Origin of the sequence: Acidocella sp. (genome assembly GCF_035535915.1) — a bacterium.
In the GTDB taxonomy this organism is placed as follows: domain Bacteria; phylum Pseudomonadota; class Alphaproteobacteria; order Acetobacterales; family Acetobacteraceae; genus Acidocella.
Map to the genome: position 1 here is coordinate 51,528 of NZ_DATLPB010000094.1, position 17,500 is coordinate 69,027.

Annotated in this window: 16 protein-coding genes and 1 riboswitch; of the genes, 14 read left to right on the forward strand and 2 right to left on the reverse strand. The window is 67.4% G+C overall.

Annotated features, from left to right (window positions below):
- Positions 1 to 86: 86 nt before the first annotated feature.
- Positions 87 to 284: riboswitch (cobalamin riboswitch) on the forward strand.
- Positions 285 to 396: 112 nt separating this feature from the next.
- The 7 genes from VNC39_RS12415 (at position 397) to cobJ (ending at position 8,630) form a co-directional block, all read left to right on the forward strand.
- Positions 397 to 795, forward strand: a complete 399-nt coding sequence (locus VNC39_RS12415) for a DUF1636 domain-containing protein (RefSeq protein ID WP_325399654.1) — start codon at positions 397 to 399, stop codon at positions 793 to 795.
- Positions 792 to 1,844 carry a cobalamin biosynthesis protein CobW gene (gene cobW, locus VNC39_RS12420; RefSeq protein ID WP_325399656.1) on the forward strand — a complete coding sequence of 351 codons (1,053 nt, stop codon included), beginning with the start codon at positions 792 to 794 and terminating at the stop codon, positions 1,842 to 1,844. The genes VNC39_RS12415 and cobW overlap by 4 nt, the downstream gene beginning before the upstream one ends.
- A gap of 175 nt (positions 1,845 to 2,019) precedes the next feature.
- On the forward strand, positions 2,020 to 5,370 hold the full coding sequence (gene cobN, locus VNC39_RS12425) for a cobaltochelatase subunit CobN (RefSeq protein WP_325399658.1): 3,351 nt from the start codon (positions 2,020 to 2,022) through the stop codon (positions 5,368 to 5,370).
- Entirely contained in the window at positions 5,367 to 6,512 is a 1,146-nt protein-coding gene (locus VNC39_RS12430) for a hypothetical protein (protein WP_325399660.1), read from the forward strand. Before cobN ends, VNC39_RS12430 begins: the two co-directional genes overlap by 4 nt.
- Entirely contained in the window at positions 6,509 to 7,141 is a 633-nt protein-coding gene (locus VNC39_RS12435) for a precorrin-8X methylmutase (RefSeq protein WP_325399662.1), read from the forward strand. Before VNC39_RS12430 ends, VNC39_RS12435 begins: the two co-directional genes overlap by 4 nt.
- On the forward strand, positions 7,138 to 7,866 hold the full coding sequence (locus tag VNC39_RS12440; RefSeq protein ID WP_325399664.1) for a precorrin-2 C(20)-methyltransferase: 729 nt from the start codon (positions 7,138 to 7,140) through the stop codon (positions 7,864 to 7,866). The genes VNC39_RS12435 and VNC39_RS12440 overlap by 4 nt, the downstream gene beginning before the upstream one ends.
- A complete protein-coding gene (cobJ, locus tag VNC39_RS12445; RefSeq protein WP_325399666.1) occupies positions 7,863 to 8,630 on the forward strand; it encodes a precorrin-3B C(17)-methyltransferase in 768 nt (255 codons plus the stop codon). The genes VNC39_RS12440 and cobJ overlap by 4 nt, the downstream gene beginning before the upstream one ends.
- Here the strand turns inward: cobJ and VNC39_RS12450 are convergent.
- Positions 8,594 to 9,385, reverse strand: a complete 792-nt coding sequence (locus VNC39_RS12450; protein WP_325399668.1) for a cobalt-precorrin-6A reductase — start codon at positions 9,383 to 9,385, stop codon at positions 8,594 to 8,596. The genes cobJ and VNC39_RS12450 overlap by 37 nt on opposite strands.
- On the opposite strand from VNC39_RS12450, the gene cbiE reads away from it, so the two are divergent.
- Genes cbiE through cobM form a run of 3 tightly spaced genes read left to right on the forward strand, consistent with a single transcriptional unit; the run spans position 9,384 to position 11,745 of the window.
- Positions 9,384 to 10,628: a precorrin-6y C5,15-methyltransferase (decarboxylating) subunit CbiE gene (cbiE, locus tag VNC39_RS12455; protein ID WP_325399670.1), complete on the forward strand. Its 1,245-nt coding sequence runs from the start codon at positions 9,384 to 9,386 to the stop codon at positions 10,626 to 10,628. The genes VNC39_RS12450 and cbiE overlap by 2 nt on opposite strands.
- Positions 10,625 to 10,996, forward strand: a complete 372-nt coding sequence (locus VNC39_RS12460) for a cobalamin biosynthesis protein (protein WP_325399672.1) — start codon at positions 10,625 to 10,627, stop codon at positions 10,994 to 10,996. The genes cbiE and VNC39_RS12460 overlap by 4 nt, the downstream gene beginning before the upstream one ends.
- Positions 10,993 to 11,745, forward strand: a complete 753-nt coding sequence (gene cobM, locus VNC39_RS12465) for a precorrin-4 C(11)-methyltransferase (RefSeq protein WP_325399674.1) — start codon at positions 10,993 to 10,995, stop codon at positions 11,743 to 11,745. The genes VNC39_RS12460 and cobM overlap by 4 nt, the downstream gene beginning before the upstream one ends.
- Here cobM and VNC39_RS12470 read toward each other — a convergent pair.
- On the reverse strand, positions 11,721 to 12,851 hold the full coding sequence (locus VNC39_RS12470; RefSeq protein ID WP_325399686.1) for a cobalt-precorrin-5B (C(1))-methyltransferase: 1,131 nt from the start codon (positions 12,849 to 12,851) through the stop codon (positions 11,721 to 11,723). The two genes, cobM and VNC39_RS12470, sit on opposite strands and share 25 nt — an antisense overlap.
- A 41-nt stretch (positions 12,852 to 12,892) precedes the next feature.
- On the opposite strand from VNC39_RS12470, the gene VNC39_RS12475 reads away from it, so the two are divergent.
- The 4 genes from VNC39_RS12475 (at position 12,893) to leuD (ending at position 17,224) form a co-directional block, all read left to right on the forward strand.
- A complete protein-coding gene (locus tag VNC39_RS12475; protein WP_325399676.1) occupies positions 12,893 to 14,218 on the forward strand; it encodes a cobyrinate a,c-diamide synthase in 1,326 nt (441 codons plus the stop codon).
- A 1-nt stretch (position 14,219) separates the two neighbouring features.
- Positions 14,220 to 14,858, forward strand: coding sequence for a 5,6-dimethylbenzimidazole synthase (bluB, locus tag VNC39_RS12480; protein ID WP_325399678.1), 639 nt, complete (start codon positions 14,220 to 14,222; stop codon positions 14,856 to 14,858).
- 311 nt (positions 14,859 to 15,169) lie between these two features.
- Complete coding sequence (gene leuC, locus VNC39_RS12485) at positions 15,170 to 16,591, forward strand: 3-isopropylmalate dehydratase large subunit (RefSeq protein ID WP_325399680.1); 1,422 nt, start codon at positions 15,170 to 15,172, stop codon at positions 16,589 to 16,591.
- Positions 16,592 to 16,606: 15 nt separating this feature from the next.
- Positions 16,607 to 17,224: a 3-isopropylmalate dehydratase small subunit gene (gene leuD, locus VNC39_RS12490; protein ID WP_325399682.1), complete on the forward strand. Its 618-nt coding sequence runs from the start codon at positions 16,607 to 16,609 to the stop codon at positions 17,222 to 17,224.
- Positions 17,225 to 17,500 lie beyond the last annotated feature (276 nt).

Sequence of the window (17,500 nt, forward strand, 5' to 3'; positions counted from 1 at the left end):
CAAAAAAAGTTTTTACGCCGCTTTTTTCAAATTGCGGCTTCTTTCTTCCGACGGCTCGGCTTCGTTGACACTAAGCCGAGCCGTCGACTAGTTTCCGCCGCGATGGTCCTTCTTCGTGAAGGTGAATAGGGAATTCGGTTCGGGCTTTTGGGCCTCATGCCGAAGCTGCCCCCGCAACTGTAAGCGGAAAGCCCCCGTCTCTCGGCCACTGGACCCGTTCCGGGAAGGCTGACGGGAGCGTCTGATCCGCGAGCCAGGAGACCTGCCATCGCATTTGCCAAGGCTGGCCAGGCGGGGCGCCCGGTTAAGTTCCGCGTGCCGGGTTTGTTGCCCGGCATGTCTCGTGACAGGTCCGCGCCCCGGCCATACGCATTCATGCGTGCCATTGGGGAAGCCGTGTCGAAATCCTTGTCCACCACGCTGCATGTCTGTGTCACCTGCAAATCCGGCGGTGAAGCGGAGCCTTTGGGGCAACGCCTTTATGAGGCCTTGGCGGAAGGCCTGGCCGGCACCGCGGATGAGCTGGAATTGCGCCCTGTCGCCTGCCTGGCCGCGTGCGAGCGTGGCTGCACGGCGGCGATCTTCAAGCCGGGCAAGCTGTTTGGTTATCTGCTCGGGTATCTGCAGCCGCTTCACGCCGCGGACATTCTCGATTACGCGCGCCGTTACGACGCCTCGCCGACCGGGTCCGTGATGCCCTCGCGCCGCGCGCCCTCGCTTAGCCATTCCATCCTCAGCCGTTTCCCTGCCTATGGGCTGGATGTGGCGGCCCAACACCCGAAAGAGAGACAATGAACCTCCACGCCGCGAAAATCCCCACCACCATCATCACCGGCTTTCTCGGCGCGGGGAAAACCACGTTGGTGCGCCATATTCTGGAGACGGCCGGCGGTCGGCGGTTCGCGGTGATCGTGAACGAGTTCGGTTCCCGCGGCGTCGATGGCGAGGTCTTGCAGACATGCGGGTTTGAGGGCTGCGATGAGACGAACATCATCGAACTCGCCAATGGCTGTCTGTGCTGCACGGTCGCGGATGATTTCGTGCCGACCATCGAGGCGCTGCTGGGGCGGCCGAACCCGCCGGACTATATCATCATCGAAACCTCCGGCCTGGCGCTGCCCAAGCCGCTGATCAAGGCGTTCAATTGGCCGAGCATCCGCTCGCGCCTGACCGTGGACGGGGTGATTGCCGTGGTGGACGGGCCGGCGGTGGCGGCCGGACGCTTCGCCGACGATCCGGAGGAGGTGGCGCGCCAGCGGGCGGCGGACCCTTCGCTCGACCATGACAACCCGCTGGCGGAAGTCTACGAAGACCAGATCAGGGCCGCCGATCTCGTGGTGGTGAACAAGTCCGATCTGCTCAGCGCGGACGAGCTGGCGCAGGTGAAACAGATGATCGACGAAACCCTGCCGCGCGCGGTCAAGCAGGTGGCGGCGACGAACGGAAAACTCAGCCTGGATGTCCTGCTCGGCCTGGCAGCGGCAGCGGAAGACGATCTGGCGGCGCGCCCTTCGCATCACGATGCCGAAGATGGCGCGCACGAGCATGACGATTTCGACAGTTTCATCGTGCCGGTCGCGGAAATCTCCGCCCCGGCGGCATTCCAGGCCCGCCTCGAAGCGGCGGCCGCCGCCCATGACGTGCTGCGGATCAAAGGCTTCCTCGCCGTTCAGGACAAGCCGTTGCGGCTGGAAATCCAGGGCGTTGGCACGCGCTTCCGGCAGGATTTCACCCGCCCCTGGGCGCCAGGCGAGGCGCGGGAAGGGCATCTCGTGGTGATCGGCCGCACCGGCATGGACCGCGCCGGCATCGAAGCGCTCATTGCCGGGGCGAATCGTGCCTGAGAGAAAAGAAAGAGGAAGCACTACTTTTTGTGAACAAAAAGTAGCAAAAAAACTTTGTTATGCTGGGTCATGGGCAATGTCGCCGACAACGCCCATGGCCCGGCATAAACAAAAGTTTTTGCGGCGCTTTTTTCAAAAAGCGCCTACTTCCTTTTCTGTCTGGCTCTAACCTAGCATGCACATCCTCTTCCGCGAGCAGCGCACCCTTGATGAAGCGGCGGCCGCCGTGGAGCTGGGGCACAGCCCGGCGGATCTCGTGCTGCTGTCTTTCTCCGATGCGGATCTCGGCGCGGCCGCCATGGCCTGGCGTCATCTGGGCGATGCGCGGCCGGGATTGCGGCTGGCCAATCTGGCGCAGCTGCGCCATCCGCTCTCGGTCGATCTTTATGCGGAACAGGTTCTGGCCCACGCGAAGACGGTGATCGTGCGGCTGCTCGGCGGCCTCGATTACTGGCGCTATGGCTGCGAGGAGCTGCTCGCTTTGGCTCAAGCGCGGGGCATTGCGCTTGCGGTGATCGCCGGGGATGGGCAAGGCGATTCGCGGCTGCAGGATTTCTGCACGGTGGGCGGCGATGTTGCCGCGCGGTTCGACGGTTATTTTCGCGAAGGCGGACCGGCCAATCTTGCCAATGCCTTGCGCCTGGGCGCATCGCTGGCCGGGCTTGGCGCGCCACCCGAACAGGGGCCGGTGCCGGTGCCGCGGTTTGGCCTGCATGATTTGCCAATGCCGGGCGCGGCGGATGCGCCGCTGGCCGCGCTCGTGTTCTACCGCTCGCATCTGCTTTCGGGCGACATCGCGCCGGTCGAGAGTCTGGCCGAGGAACTGGCAAAACGCGGGATCGGCGCCCAAGCGCTTTATGTCGACAGTCTGAAATCGCCTGACGCCGCCGCCTTCGTCGCCGCGCGGCTGCGCGCATGGCAGCCGCGCGTGGTGCTGAACGCGACGGGATTTTCCGCCCGAGGCGAGCACGGTTCGCCGCTCGACGCAGCCGGCTGCCCGGTGTTGCAATTGATTTTGGCGGGGTCGACGCAGGAAGCGTGGCGCAATTCGACACGTGGCCTGTCGCCGGCGGACATGGCGATGCAGATCGTGCTGCCCGAATGCGACGGGCGGCTCTCCACAACCGCCATTTCCTTCAAGATGCCCGGCGCGCCGATCGAGGCGCTGGAATTCGCGCAGACGATCCACCGGCCGGACGCAGGGCAGATCGCTCTGGTGGCGGACCGCGCCGAAGGCTGGATCCGGCTCGCCGAGAGCCCGGCGGCGGCACGGCGCATCGCCCTGGTGCTGTCGGATTATCCGGGTGCGGCCGGCGCGCAGGGGCAGATCGGCCATGCGGTGGGGCTCGACAGTTTCGCCAGCCTGGGGTCGATCGCCGGGCTGTTGCACGCGGCAGGTTACAGTGTGCCGGCCGGCGGGGTTTCGGCGCGGCTCCGCAATCTGGCCCCCGCGCCCTTTCTGTCCGTGGCGGAATACAAATCCCTGTTCGCCGGGCTGGCGCCTTCCATGCAGGCTGAAATCCACGCCGCCTGGGGCGCGCCGGAAGAGGATGATTCGGTTCGCGACTTCTGGTTCGTGCTGCCGCATCTGCGGGCAGGCAATCTCATCGTCGCGGTGCAGCCGGACCGCGGGGCGGCGCGCGACAGAAAAGCCTCCTATCACGACCCGGACCTGCCGCCGCGCCACGCTTATGTCGCGTTTTATCTGTGGCTGCGGCTTCAAGAGCGCATTCACGCGATGGTGCATCTGGGCGCGCACGGCACGCTGGAATGGCTGCCGGGCAAGGCGTTGGCGCCGGACCATGAAACCTGTTTCCCCACGGCGCTTTGCCGCGGTCTGCCGGTGATCTACCCGTTCATCGTCAACAATCCCGGCGAGGCCGCGGTGGCGCGGCGGCGGCTGGGCGCGGTGGTGCTCGGCCATCTCACGCCGCCGCTTAAAGTTGCCGGCGCCCATGGCGCGGCTTCGTCGCTGGAACGGTTGATCGACGATTACGCGGCGGCGGACGGGTTGGACCGCCGCCGCACGGAAATGCTGCGCGACGAGATTCTGACCCAGGCCGCGGCGGCGGGGCTGCTCGAGGAAAGCGGCTGTAAGCGCGAAATGCCGGCGGATGACCAGCTGGCGCGGCTGGATGCGTATTTGTGCGACGTGAAGGAACTGCAGATCCGCGACGGGCTGCATGTGTTCGGACGTCCCCCGGCGCCGGAGCGGCGGGCGGCGCTGCTCGCCTCGCTCCGGGCGGCGGCGCCCCAGGCCGATCCCGCGCGGCTGGAAGCCGCGCTCGACGCTTCGGCCGAAGCCGAGGGCGCGGGCTTGCTCGCCGCCCTCGAGGGGAGGTTCGTCGCACCCGGCCCGGCGGGCGCGCCCAGCCGGGGCCGGGCGGATGTGCTGCCCACCGGCCGCAATCTCTATAGCCTCGACCCGCGCGCCGTGCCGACCCGTGCGGCAATGGCGCTGGCGGGCAAGACCGCCGAGGCGATTTTGCGCCGCCATTTGCAGGAGCAGGGCGACTGGCCGCGCCGCCTGGTGATCGATTTGTGGGGGAGTGCCGCCTTGCGCACCGGCGGCGAGGATCTGGCGCTTGCTTTCATTTTGATGGGCGCGGCGCCCGTGTGGGATGACGAGTCCAACCGCATCAACGGCGTGGAAATCCTGCCTTTGGCGGTGCTGGACCGGCCGCGGGTGGACGTGACGTTGCGCATCTCCGGCCTGTTCCGCGATGCGTTCGAAACGCAATTGCTGATGTTCGACATGGCGGTGCAGAGCATTGCCGCGCGCGATGAGCCGGCGGACTTCAACAGCCTGGCCGGCGCCGCGCGCGGCTTGGAGGGTGCTGCATGGCGCGCCGCGACGACGCGGATTTTTGGTCCGGCACCGGGGGCTTACGGCACCGGCCTGGCTGAGTTTTTGGCTGACAAAACGGCCTTGGGCGAAACCTATCTCGCCGCCGGCGCCTATGCCTATGGCCAGGGACTCGATGGGGGGCGTGATGCGCAGAATTTCGCCGCGCGGGTGGCCGGCGCCGATGGGTTCATCCACCAGCAGGACCATGCCGAGATCGATGTGCTGGACGGGCTGGATTTCGCCGCCTTCGAGGGCGGCTTCGCCGCGGCGGCTGCATCTTTGGGTGCGGCGCCTGCTTTGTACCATGTGGACAGTTCGCGCCCGGACGCGCCGCGCGTGCGTCTGCTGGCGGAAGAAATCGCGCGCGTGGTGCGCGGCCGGGCGGCCAATCCGGCCTGGATCGCCGGCATGATGCGGCATGATTACCGGGGCGCGGCTGAAATCAGCCGGGCGCTGGACGGGTTGTACGCCTTCGCCGCCACGATGCCCGAACGGTTCGACGCGCAGTTCGACCTGCTGTTCGACGCGACGCTGGGGAACCAGGAGGTCGATTCGTTCCTCCACCGCGCCAATCCGGCGGCGCATGAGGCGATGCGCCAGCGCTTCGCCCGGGCGCTGGAAGGCGGGCTGTGGCGCAACCGCCGCAACAGCGTGGCGGCGCGGCTGGCGGAACCATGAGCGGCGCCACCATCAAAGGCTGGTGCCCCAGCCTGTTCGAGCCCATGGCGGCGGGCGACGGTTTTCTGGTTCGGGTCAAGCCGCGCGTGGCCGGCATCAGCGCGGCGCAATTGCGGGCACTGGCGGATGCCGCGGAGATGTATGGCTCGGGCCGGATCGAGATCACCAACCGGGCGAATTTTCAAATGCGGGGATTTACGGCGGAATCCGCTCGCGTTTTTGCCGGGTCCATGCGCGCCGCCGGGCTTGCCAGCGCCGACCCGGCTGCCGAGCGGCGGCGCAACATCGTGGTCGCGGCCGGACTGGCGCCGGACATGATGGCGGCCGCGCAGCGTCTGGAGACGTGGCTGGAACAGGACGATTCACTGCAGGCCCTGCCGGCGAAATTCGGCTACGCCGTCGGCGAGATGGTGGGCGTTGCCGATCTCTGCCTTCTGCCCGGCCGTGTCGTTCTGCCGGGGCCGATTGCCGTGCCGGCGGCTGATCCGCTCGCCGCCGCGCAGGCACTGACCCAGGCCTATTTGCGGCTGACGCCGCGCCCGATGCGCTTGCGCGCGCTGCTGGCCAGTTTGGGCGCAGAGATTTTTTGCGCCGCCGCCGGGTACGAAGGGAAGGTTTTTACGCCGGATGCGCAACCACCGGGCCCGTTCGGTCTCGGCCTGGCTTACGACACGCAAACTGCCGCTCAGCTCCGCCGCGCGGCGGAGCTCGCGGAGCGGTTCGGCAATGGAAGGTTGCGCACCACCCCCGGCAATAGCCTAGTGCTGTTGGGGGCGGAGGCCGATCAAGCCGGCCTTGCCGCAGCGGCGCGGGCGGAGGGGTTCATTGTCGACCCCGCCGATCCGCGGCGGTGGATCAAGGCCTGCGTGGGGCGGCCGGCCTGTGCGAGCGCCGGGGCCGATGTCCGCGCCATCGCGGCGGCATTGGCGCCGCATTGGGCCGGGGCGGGAATGCTGCATGTGTCGGGCTGCGCCAAGGGCTGCGCCGCGCCCGGTGGGGCTGCGGTCACGCTGGTCGCGACCGCGCAAGTAGACCGGTTTGATATCGTTTGTGATAAAACGGCCGATGGCGTACCCGAGCGCGCCGGCGTCTCCTTGCAGGACGCAATTGAATGGATGACGGAAAGACAATTTTGCCGATGAGCGCCCCCAGAAACTATATTCGTGACGGTGCCGCGATTTATGCGGAGTCCTTTGCCACGATTCGCCGCGAAGCCGATCTCTCCGCGTTTGCGCCGGAAGAGGCGCGCGTGGTGGTGCGCATGATCCATGCCTGCGGCATGGTCGATTTGCCCGGCGATGTGCGCTTCGGGGCCGGGTTCGTTGCGGGGGCGCGGGCCGCTTTGGCGGCGGGCAAGCCAATCTTATGCGATTCCGAGATGGTCGCGCATGGCGTCACGCGGGCGCGCCTGCCGGCGGCAAACGAGGTGATCTGCACCTTGCGCGCGGCGGAAACGCCGTCGCTGGCGGCAAAGATCGGCAACACCCGCTCGGCGGCGGCGCTCGATCTCTGGGGGGAGAAGATGGCGGGTGCGGTGGTCGCGATCGGCAATGCCCCGACCGCTTTGTTCCGGCTGCTGGAGCTGCTCGATGCGGGCGCGCCGCTGCCGGCCGCGATCATCGGCATTCCGGTCGGCTTCGTCGGCGCGGCGGAATCGAAGGAAGCGCTGGCCGAGGATGGGCGCGTGCCGTATTTGATTGTGCGCGGCCGGCGCGGCGGCAGCGCCATGGCGGCGGCGGCGGTGAACGCGCTGGCGAGCACCGCCGAATGAGTGCGGCCAAATTGTTCGTGCTGGGGCTCGGGCCGGGCGACCCCGAGCTGATGACGGTGAAAGCGGCGCGGATCCTCGCCGCCGCGCCGGTGGTGGCATTCTTCGCCAAACGTGGCCGCGCGGGCCATGCGCGCCGCATCGTCGACGGCCAGTTGAGGGAGGGCGCGGAGGAGCTGCGCTTCGAATATCCGTTCACCACGGAACTCTCGGTTGAGAACCCGCGCTACCTCGCCGAGATGGGCGATTTTTACGATGGCTGCGCCGTGCAGCTCGCCGCCCGGCTGCAAGCGGGGCAGGACATCGCGCTGCTCTGCGAGGGGGATCCGTTTCTCTACGGCTCCGCCATGTATCTTTTCGACCGGCTCAGCGCGGATTATGCGGCGGACGTGGTGCCGGGGGTGACGGGCATGAGCGGCTGCTGGAGCCGCGCCGGCCTGCCGATGACCCATGGCGACGATGTGCTCAGCATTCTCCCCGCGACCTTGGACGAGGCGCGCCTGTTGGAACGCCTGAAATCCTGTGACGCGGCGGTGGTGATGAAGGTCGGCCGGCATCTGCCGAAAATCAGCCGCGTGTTGCGGGAGGCCGGTATGTTCGAGCGGGCTTTCTATGTCGAGCGCGGCACGATGGAAGGCGAATTCATCACCCGCCTGTCGGCGCGTGAGGACGGGCCCGCGCCGTATTTTTCCATGGTGCTCGTGCCGGGCCGGCGGGGGGCGCGATGAGCGGCAAATTATGGATTGTCGGCCTCGGCCCCGGCGATGCGGCGCTGCAGACGCCCCAGGCCGCCGAGGCGCTGGCCCGGGCCACAGACCTGGTGGGCTACGGGCCCTATGTGGACCGCGTGCCGCCGGCGCCGGGGCAGGTCCGTCATGCCTCCGACAACCGGGTGGAGCTGGACCGGGCCCGTCTGGCGCTGAGCTTGGCGGCGCGGGGCCAGGCGGTGGCCGTGGTCTCCTCCGGGGATGCCGGCGTGTTCGCCATGGCGAGCGCGGTGTTTGAGGCGATCGACAATGGCGACCCCGCCTGGCGCTTGCTGGATGTCGAAGTGGTGGCGGGCATTTCCGCGATGTTCGCCGCGGCGGCGCGGATCGGCGCGTTTCTCGGCCATGATTTCTGCGCGCTCTCGCTTTCGGACAATCTCAAGCCCTGGGCGCTGGTGTTAAAGCGTCTGCGTGCCGCCGCCGAGGCCGGGCTGGTGATGGCGTTGTACAATCCGATCTCCCGTGCGCGCCCCTGGCAACTCGCCGAGGCGTTCGCGCTGCTGCGGGAGATTTTGCCGCCGACAACGCCGGTGGTGTTCGCCACCGCCATCAGCCGGCCGGACGAGACAATCGACATTGTCGATCTGGCGGCGGCGGACCCCGCGCGCGCCGACATGCGCACGCTGGTGATGGTCGGCACCGCGGCAACAAAGCGGATCGCGCGGCCGGGGCGGCAGCGCCCCTGGGTCTATACGCCGCGTTTCGCGGATGAGGCCGCGTCATGACAGGCAGCGAGCCAGGCCAGCGCGCCTTCCGCATCGCTCACGCGCGCGGCCTGGAGTCCGCTGACATCCGGCCAGGGGGGGCGCGCGACCATGATCACGGGGAGCCTCAGTTCCCGTGCGGCGGCGAGCTTGGCGTGCGTGGCCGCGCCGCCGGAATTTTTCGTCACGATCCATTCGATGCGCGCGTCACGCAGCAGGCGCCGGTCATCTTCCAGCGTGAACGGTCCGCGCGCGGTGATGATGCGCGCGTGGGGCGGCAGGAATTCGGGCGGCGGCGCGTCGACGCTGCGGATGACGTAATCGTGCCAGGGGGCGGCAACGAAGGGGGCGAGATCCTTGCGGCCGATGGTGAGCAGCACGCGGCGCGGGGCCGGGCCCAGAGCGGCGGCGGCCTGCTCCATGTCCGGAACCTCGGTCCAGCGATCGCCGGCCTGGCGCTCCCAGGCCGGGCGCTCGATCAGCAGCAGAGGCGTGCCGGTCGCCCGCGCCGCGTCCACGGCATTTCGGCGGATTTGCGCGGCGAACGGATGCGTCGCCACCACGAGACTCTCAATGGCCTGGTCGCGCAGGTACTGGGCAAGCCCGGCCGCGCCGCCGAAACCGCCGATGCGGCATGGGATCGCCGGCAGAACCGGCGTTTTGGTGCGCCCGGCCAGCGACAGCATTGGCGCAAAGCGCGGATCGTTCGCCAACAGTCCGGCAAGGGCGGAAGCTTCGCCGGTGCCGCCGAGCAGCAGAATCTTGAGTTGTCGCATGGATAAAGCCGAGGGTGAGAGCAACATGCCGCCCATTCGGTGGCTGACCATATTGGGCATTGGCGAAGACGGTGTCGAGGGGCTGAGCCCGGCGGCGCGGCTTCTGTTGCAGGCGGCGGATCTGGTGGTGGGCGGCAAGCGGCATCTGGCGCTGGCCGCGCCTTTGATCGCCGGGCGGCAAATGCCCTGGCCGAGCCCCATGGAAGGCGGGATCGAGACGATTCTGGCGCGGCGCCCCAGCCCGACATTGGTGCTGGCCTCGGGCGATCCGTTTTGCGACGGCGTCGGCGCGATGCTGGCGGCCCGCGTGCCGGCCGACGAATTTCTCTCTTTGCCGGCGCCCTCGTCTTTCTCCCTGGCCCTGTCGCGCCTGGGCTGGCCGATGCGCCAGACCGCGACCATCTCGTTCTGCGGCCGGCCTTTGGCGCGTCTTGCGCCGTTGCTGCAGCCCGGCCGCCGGGTCCTGGCCTTGTCGGCGGACGGAACGACTCCTTCGGCCATCGCGGGTTATTTGTGCGCGCGGGGTTTTGGCCGCTCAAGGCTGCATGTGATGGAGGCATTGGGCGGCCCGCGCGAGCGTATCCGCACCGCTGCGGCGCAGGATTTTCACGTGCTCAGCGAATGCGGCGCGCTGAATTTGGTGGCGATGGAACTGGTCGCCGATGCCGGCGCGCGGATCATGCCGCTCGCCACCGGGCTGCCGGATGAATTCTTCGAGCATGACGGGCAGATCACCAAGCGGGAGGTCCGCGCCGTCACGCTCGCCGCTTTGGCGCCCGGTGCCGGCGAGAGGCTGTGGGATATCGGTTGTGGCTCGGGTTCGGTGGCGATCGAATGGATGCTGCGCCACCCGGAAAACATCGCCTACGGGATCGAACGTGACGCCGGCCGCGCTGCGCGCATCGCCCGCAATGCGGCGGAACTGGGTGTGCCGGGGCTGCAGGTTGTGGTGGGGCGCGCGCCGGACGCGTGCGCGGGCCTGCCGGTGCCCGATGCGGTGTTTCTGGGCGGGGGCGCGCATCTGCCGGGCGTGATCGACAGCGCCTGGCACGCCTTGCGGCCGGGTGGCCGGCTGGTGGCGAATGCCGTGGTGATCGAAACCGAAGCTTCCTTGTTCGCCGCGCGGGACAAATTCGGCGGCACGCTGACGAGGCTGGCGGTGGAACGGCTCGATGCCATCGGCAGCCTGCACGGGTTCCGCCCAGCGCTCACCGTGACCCAATGGGCGGCGACCAAACCATGATCGTGGCCGGGGTCGGATTTTCCTCCGGCGCCGCGGCGGCGGAGATCGTGGCGCTGGTGCGGCGCGCGGAAAGCTTGGCCGGGCACGCGGCAGAAATTTTGGCGGCGCCGGATTTTAAGGAAGACGCGGCGTGCCTGCGCGAAGCGGTGCAGACATTGGGCTTGCCGTTGCGGTTGGTTGACCGCGCCGCGTTGGCGGCGGCGCAGGAAAATTGCCCCACGCAGTCGGAGGTGGCAGCGCAGGTCGTGGGACTGGGCAGCGTCGCGGAAGCCTGCGCTTTGGCGGGGGCCGGCGAAAAAAGCCATTTGCTGGTGGCGCGGTTGACGCAGGGGAACGTCACCTGCGCCTTGGCGGGAGATTTGCCATGACGGTTCATTTCATCGGCGCCGGGCCGGGGGCGGCGGACCTCATCACGCTGCGCGGGCGCGATCTGCTGCAAGCCTGTCCGGTCTGCCTCTATGCGGGCTCCATCATCCCGCCGGAGCTGCTGCGCCATTGCCCGCAGGGCGCGCGGCTGATCGACACCGCCGCGCTCGATCTCGACCAGATCGAGGCGGAGTTTCTGCGCGCCGAAGGGCTGGGGCAGGATGTGGCGCGGCTGCATTCCGGGGATCTCTCGGTCTACAGCGCGGTCGCCGAACAAATGCGCCGGCTGCAGCGCCACGGCATCGCCTACACCCTCACCCCCGGCGTGCCGTCTTTCGCCGCCGCGGCCGCGGCGCTGGGGCGGGAGCTGACCGTGCCGGAACTGGCGCAAAGCGTGGTGCTCACCCGCCTGTCCGGCCGCGCCTCGGCGATGCCTTCCCGAGAAAGCCTCGCCGCCTTCGCCGCCACCGGCGCCACTTTGGCGATCCATCTCGCGATCCATCGGTTGGACGAAATCACCGCCACGCTCACGCCGTTTTACGGCGCCGATTGCCCGGTGGCGGTGATGGTCCGCGTGAGCTGGCCGGATGAGCAGATCGTGCAGGGCACGCTGGGCGATATTTGCGGCCGCATCGCTGGGCTCGGCGTGGAGCGCACGGCCTTGATTCTGGTGGGCAGGGCGCTGGCACCGGAGGATTTCCGCGAGAGCGCGCTCTACAACCCCGATTACACAAGGCGGTTCCGCGCATGAGGCCCCACCGGCGCGAACGGCGCGCGGCCGACCAGGTTTCCGGTCCGGTCGAACAGCACGATCTCCAGCTCGGTTTGGCATCCCTCAAGCAAAGGTGCGGCGGTTTGCCAGGCTTGCGCGGCGATGGCATCGCCCAGCGCCGCGCCTGCCGACTGCGCCAGCTCGAAAGCTTCGGCCGTGGTGTTGGCTTGGGCAATCCGTGCCGCGATGTCCGCATTGCATCCGATTTGGGCGGCCAAGCCGGCGAGGACCGGAAGATCGACTTCGCCACGCTTGGAGTGCAAATCGAGCCGTCCTTGCGCGAGCTTGGTCATTTTCGCGACGCCGCCGGCGATGGTGACGCGCGGTACCGGGTGGGATTTCAGATATTTCAGCATGCCGCCGACAAAATCGCCCATTTCGATGAGCGCCGTTTCCGGCATATGGTGCAAGGCGCGTACCGCGTTCTCGGAATTGTTGCCGGTGGCGCCGGCGAGATGCGTGATTCCGCTGGCGCGCGCGACATCGATGCCGCGATGGATCGAATGAATCCAGGCCGAGCAGGAAAACGGCACGACGATGCCGGTGGTCCCGAGGATCGACAGGCCGCCGACGATGCCGAGCCGCCCGTTCAAGGTGCGCTGCGCCAAAATTTCCCCGTCCTGGACGGAGATTTCCACCACCACATCGCACGCGACGCCATGAAGCGCGGCCAGTTCTTCCAGCGCGGCGCGGATCATTTGCCGCGGCACCGGGTTGATGGCGGGCTCGCCGGGTGGGATCGCGAGGCCGGGGCGCGTCACCATGCCGACGCCAGGGCCGGCGCGGAATATGATCCCCGTTCCGGCGGCGCCTGGGGTGATTTTTGCCCGCACCAGCGCGCCATGGGTCACGTCCGGGTCGTCGCCCGCATCCTTGATCACGCCGGCACTGGCGTGGCTTTCCGCCCGGTCCCATTCGGCCAGGGCGAAGGCGGCGCTCTGGCCGCCGGGGAGGCGGATTTCCACCGGGTCGGGAAACGTGCCGGTGAGGAGATCAGCATAAGCGGCCTTGGCGGCGGCTGTGGCGCAAGCGCCGGTGGTCCAGCCATGGCGCAGCTTCGGGGTAGGCTCCATGGCGCCGAGCATAGGCATCGCTTCGATGCCTGTCACCGCGCCGGAGCTTGGGCATGAATATGCACGGCCTGATCATCGGCGCGCCGCGTTCGGGCAGCGGCAAAACCACGCTCACGCTTGCCTTGCTGGCGGCGGCGCGGCGGCGCGGGCTCAACATCCGGGCGGCGAAGTCCGGCCCCGATTACATCGACCCGGCGTTTCATGAAGCGGCGACCGGGTGGCCGAGCGTGAATCTCGACAGCTGGGCGATGGCGCCCGGCCAGCTCGCCACGGTCGCGGACTATGCCGCCGCGGCCGATCTTCTCGTCATCGAATCCTCCATGGGGCTGTTCGACGGCGTGGCCGGCGCGGCGGGGCGAACCGGCGCGGGGGCGGATCTCGCGGCGCGTTTCGGCCTGCCGGTGGTGCTGATCCTCGACGTCTCCGGCCATTCGCAGAGCGCGGCGGCGGTGGCGCGCGGCTTTGCCCTGCATCGGCCGGGCGTGGAGATTGCCGGGGTGGTGCTGAACCGGGTGGCGAGCGAGCGGCATTGCGAAGGCATCGCCGCCGCGATGGACGCCGCCGGCATCGAAATTTTGGGCGCGATCAGGCGTGACGAGACGATCGCCGTGCCGGAGCGCCATCTCGGCCTGGTGCAGGCGCTGGAGCATCCCGATTTGCGCCTTCATCTCGACCGGCTCGCCGATCTCGCCGAACAATCGCTGGACGTGCCGGGCATTTTCGCTGTGGCGAAACCGTTCGCGGCGGCCGGGGGCGGACCGGACATATTGCCGCCGCCGGGGCAGCGCATCGCTTTGGCCCGTGATGCGGCGTTTAGCTTCGTCTATGCTCATATGCTGGAAGGCTGGCGCCGCGCGGGCAGCGAGATCGTGTTTTTCTCGCCGCTTGCCGACGAAGCGCCGCCGCCGGATTGCGATGCCTGCTGGCTGCCCGGCGGCTATCCGGAACTGCATGCGGGCCGGTTGGCGGCGGCGCGTCGGTTCAAAACCGGCCTTGCCGCCTTCGCCGCGACGCGGCCGGTCCATGGGGAGTGCGGCGGCTACATGGTGCTGGGCGCCAACCTGCAAAGTTCAGATGGAGATTGGCATGAAATGGCCGGTCTTTTGAGCCATGAAACCAGCTTCGCGAAACGGCGCATGACTCTCGGCTATCGGCAAGCCATGATGCTGGCCGATAGCCCGCTGGGGCCGGCGGGAACTTTCATCAGGGGACATGAATTTCACTATGCTTCAACGGTCTCGCCCGGCACGGACACGAAGCTGGCCGAACTTTGCGATGCGGCCGGAAAGCAGCTCGGCCAGGCGGGCGGGAAACGCGGCCAAGTGAGCGGCACATTCTTTCATGCCATTGCCCGCCACGAGTCAGCGGACCGAGGATAGGATGGAACCAGATTTTACCGCGCCGGGCTTCTTTCCCCTGCTGACCGAATTGTTGCGCTGGCGGCGCGATGTCCGGCATTTCCGGACCGACGAGATTCCCGAGGCCGAGCTACTGGATCTGTTGCGGCTGGCGCAGCTTGCCCCTTCCGTGGGCTTGAGCCAGCCCTGGCGGTTCATGCGCGTGCGCAGCGCCGCCGCGCGGGCTTTGGTGCGGGAGAATTTCCGGCGCTGCAATGAGGCGGCGCTGAGCGGCTATCAGGGTGAGGATGCGGCCCTTTACGCGCGGCTGAAACTCGCCGGGCTGGACCAGGCGCCGGTGCAGCTCGCGGTGTTCTGCGACGGCGCGAGCCCGACCGGGCGCGGCCTCGGCCGGCGCACCATGCCCGAAATGCTGGAATATTCCGTGGTCACCGCGGTGCACACGCTCTGGCTGGCGGCGCGGGCCAAGGGCATCGGCATGGGCTGGGTATCGATCCTTGACCCGGAGGAGATCGCCAAACACCTGCAGGTGCCCCCCGGCTGGCGGCTGATCGCCTATCTGTGCCTCGGGCGGCCGGCGGAAACGCACATTGTTCCTGAACTGGAGCGGGTGGGGTGGGAGCATCGGCAGACGCTCGAGGAGCTTTTGGTCGAGCGTTAAGCAAGCAAGGAAGTGGCCGCTTTTTGGAAAAAGCGGCGCAAAAACTTTTTTGACTCCGGGACGGGGGCGTTTCTGCTGGCACGGCGCCTCGAAACTGGGGAAATGAATTGACATGCCGTGGGCGTTATGCGCCTGTGAACGCATGGGATTTTCAGGAAAATCAATGAGTTTTTATCATGATTTTCCATAGATTTTCTCAAACGATGCGGCGTTGTACCTCGTTTTCGGGTCGTTTGGACTCATCAGGATTATTCATGCCTGGGCGAAGTGTCGGGCAGCCCGTCAGTACACCGGTAAAAAGGGGGTAATGGGTGTCCGAGCCTAAAACGTTATTCGAGAAAATCTGGCATAACCATGTGATCCGGCAATTCGGCGGCGATCGTTTCCTGATCCATGTCGACCGGCATCTGGTGAACGAGGCGACGAGCCGTTTCGCCTTCGAGGGCCTCAAGCAACGCGGGCTCGCGCCGAAATGCCGCGAAGCGACGTTCGGCGTCATCGATCATGATCTCTCGACCCGCCCCGGCCGCCAGTGGGACAGTTACGAACCCGCGAAAGAGCGGATCGGCGCGATGCAGGAAAATTGCCGTGCGGCCGGCATCGAGCTCATCGACATTCATGATGCGCGCCAGGGCATCGTTCATGTCATCGCGCCCGAGATGGGGTTGACCTTGCCCGGCAGCACCATCGCCTGCGGCGACAGCCATACCGCGACGAGCGGGGGGCTGGGCGCCTGGGCCTGGGGCGTCGGGACGACCGAGATCGAGCGGCTGCTGGCGACGCAGTCGCTGATCGTGCGCAAGCCGAAGACCATGCGCGTCACCTTCATTGGGGAACGGCATCCAGGCATCAGCGCCAAGGACCTCATTCTCTATTTCATCGGCCAGCACGGCGTGACCGTCGGCAGCGGCCATGCGGTCGAATATGCCGGCCCGGCGATCCGCGCGCTGCCGGTCGAAGGCCGCTTCACGATCTGCAATATGTCGATCGAATTCGGCGCGCGGTCCGGCCTGATCGCGCCGGACGATGCCGCCATCGAGTATCTGGCCGGGCGCGCTTATGCCCCCAAGGGGGCGATGTGGGATCTGGCGGTGGCCGATTGGCGCGGCCTGCCCAGCGACGAGGATGCGCGGTTCGACCGCGAGATCGAGATCGATTGCGCCGCGATCAAGCCGCAGGTGACCTGGGGGACGTCGCCGCAGGATGTCATCGCCATCGATGAGCCGATTCCCGCGCCCGATGGCGTTGCGTCCGAACGGCGCGAGCCGATGGCAAGGTCGCTCGATTACATGGGGCTGCAGCCGGGCATGGTCCTCGAAGGGTTGCCGATCGACTTCGCCTTTATCGGGTCCTGCACGAACAGCCGCTTGTCCGACCTGGAGATCGCCGCCGGCATCGTGCGCGGGCGCAAGGTACCGGAAGGCGTCACGGCCATCGTGGTGCCGGGTTCGACACCGGTGAAGCGGGCGGCCGAAGAAGCCGGGCTCGACAAGGTGTTCACCGAGGCGGGGTTCGAGTGGCGGGAATCAGGCTGCTCGATGTGCCAGACCTTGGGCGGCGACATGGTGCCGCCGGGCAAGCGGTCGATCTCCACCACCAACCGGAATTTCGAGAACCGCCAGGGGGCGAAAGCCCGCACGCATCTGGCCAGCCCGGCGATGGTCGCGGCGGCGGCGATCTCCGGCTGCATCACCGATATCCGCAAGCTCGACATTCGCAAACCGGGCATTTGACAGGAACCAGGCCTCATGGAGAGTTTTACCATCCTCGATGGCATTGCCGCGCCGCTGCTGAAGAGCAACATCGATACCGGCGTGATCATCGCCTTGCGGTTTCTGCGCTCGCGCGCCACAGATCTCGGCGCCGGCCTGTTCGCGGACTGGCGCTACACGGCGGACGGCGCGGAGATTCCCGAGTTCGTGCTCAACCGGCCGCGTTACCGCGAGAGCCGGATTTTGATCGCCGGCGCCAATTTCGGCTGCGGCAGCTCGCGCGAAGCGGCGGTGTGGGCGTTGCTGCGTTTCGGCATACGCTGCGTGATCGCGCCCAGTTTCGGGGAAATCTTCTACGACAATGCCTGCGAGAACGGCCTGCTGCCGATCATGCTGCCGGAAGATCTGGTCGGCCGGCTCGTCGCCCGGGTCGAGACGGCGGGCGAGCCGCGGCTGACCGTCGATCTGGAATGCTGCAAAATCACCGCGCCGGCCGGCGCGCAAATCGCTTTCGAAGTGCCGGAGGAGCGCCGGGCCGCCCTGCTCGCGGGGCTGGACGAGACCTCGCTCATTTTGCAGCACGAGGGTGAGATCGACGCCTATCGGGCGCGGGCCGCCGCCGCGCGCCCCTGGCTTTACGGCAAGCTCGGCTGAATCTTCCGGGGGCGGAAGTAGCTATCGCTGCCACCATTGAGGGGGGCATTGATAGATCAGCATTTTTTCGATCATTGCATTTTCGGCGTATTTTCCCTGTTCCGTCAAGGGCGCGAAGCGCCGGCGAAGCCGGGTGAACCCCTTGACGGAACAGGGAAAATACGCGGACGCTCGGGATCGAAACAATGGCTGAATGTATGCTTAGCTACCTCAGCCCCATCTTCTGCATAGTCATTCGGGCGCCGCTTCAAGGCAAAGCGGGTCGGGGGGGGCGCC